The following is a 1,511-nucleotide window of genomic DNA, read 5'->3' on the forward strand; positions in this document are numbered from 1 at the left end:
GCCCAATAGCCGACTCGAAGAGCTGTTGCCTCATCGGTGGACTCCGCCGCAGACTTGAGCAACTGACCGCCGTCAAGATGGGACGGCCAGACGCTCACGGTCGCACGGCATCCTGATGCCTGATCGCGCGTCCGCTGGGGTGCCCCATTGGTGAGCGAGGAGAGGGCATGCCGGCCACGCGCAGCGTCCGTGGCCGCCGGCGAACTACTGGATATGAGACGGCGTCTCATAAACGTCTCATATCGGTCGCCTATGACAAAGGGCCCGCATCGCTGCGGGCCCCGTCAATACTGGCTCCTCGACCTGGGCTCGAACCAGGGCCCTACGGATAAACGTCCGGCGCTCTGGATCGCTACGGCTGCTCCCAACTATTCGCCAACCGTCTGTGTGATGTGCACCAGTTCGAGTTCGAATCAAGCCACGGTTGGACAGTGCGACCGAACCGTTGGCCCGGCACCGGCGGTGAAGTAGTCAAGGAGGCGAGAGGTCGGCTCCCAGTGCGGCGGCCGATATATCTACCTCGGGGCCAACGGTCCGCGCAAACACTTCCTCAGCCAATGCTCCCAGCTCCTGTTGACGAGCAGCCGAAACGCCGAGCACAGACAGGGGTATGAGCGTGCGCTCGACAGCGATCAATCCAGCCGTCGATGCCGTCAACAAGGTGACTTCCGAGGAGGCGAGGCCAGTCGATTGCATTTTCATCACCGCGTGCGCAAGTGAGCTTGAGGTGAGGTCTGATGCAGATGTGAGGCGCGAGCCAGCGTCACGATCAGGCAGATTCGGAATCACGACGTTGCTGAGGACCGACAAGTGTGCAAAGAGACCCCTCGCAAAAGTGTCGAAAGTATGACCGTTGACTTGCCCTGCGTCGTTCAGCAGGCGACTGCTCAGGAGCAGCACGAAGGCCTGCTGCTCGGCAAGGATAGTGATGAGATCGGAGCGCATGGTGGCCCTGTGAGCGATGCAACATTTTGCACCGTCGGGGCTGGCCGCTTGTAGGACAACACTCCTCTACGTGCTCAGACATCGGCCACAAGTTTGCCTACGACGCCTTACGCGCGGGTCGTCGAGTGCAGTAGGACCGGGGAGACTTTCTCCGCATCGTATCGGTCCGTAGCCAACTGGATGATTTGATCAGCGTGTTGGTTGTAGGCGGCTAGCCAGGCCGAAGGTTCCGTGCCTGCTCCAAACTCGTCTTCGAGGAACTCGCGCGACGCTATGCCCCGCAGGACTTGTCCGTTGACGGTGAAGGTAAATCGCACTGTCTCGCTGCCAGTGTCGACCACCGCAGGCTTCGAAGCACTTTCCACATTCACCTCCATCGATCACAAAGGAATGATGCTGCTGCAAACTTCGTTTCAACTCTCGCCGTGAGTCTCCATGCAGGAAGGGGGCAAAACAAGTGCCCGACGATGCGAACGTGCCTGTTCGGTGGTTCCTCGTCTTACCGGTAGCGCCCCGGGTGTTTGGAATATGCGTTCCATCCACCGGGCAGGAGCGGTGAAAAACGC

General features: G+C 60.1%; 2 protein-coding genes. Both read right to left on the reverse strand.

All coding sequences use genetic code 11. The features are described 5' to 3' along the window. Positions 1-471: 471 nt before the first annotated feature. Entirely contained in the window at positions 472-945 is a 474-nt protein-coding gene (locus AC1D01_RS34215) for a hypothetical protein (protein ID WP_477873906.1), read from the reverse strand. A 107-nt stretch (positions 946-1,052) separates the two neighbouring features. Next, positions 1,053-1,322, reverse strand: coding sequence for a DUF1488 family protein (locus AC1D01_RS34220; RefSeq protein ID WP_477873907.1), 270 nt, complete (start codon positions 1,320-1,322; stop codon positions 1,053-1,055). Positions 1,323-1,511: the final 189 nt, after the last annotated feature.

This window comes from Rhizobacter sp. P3_B12, assembly GCF_056402895.1.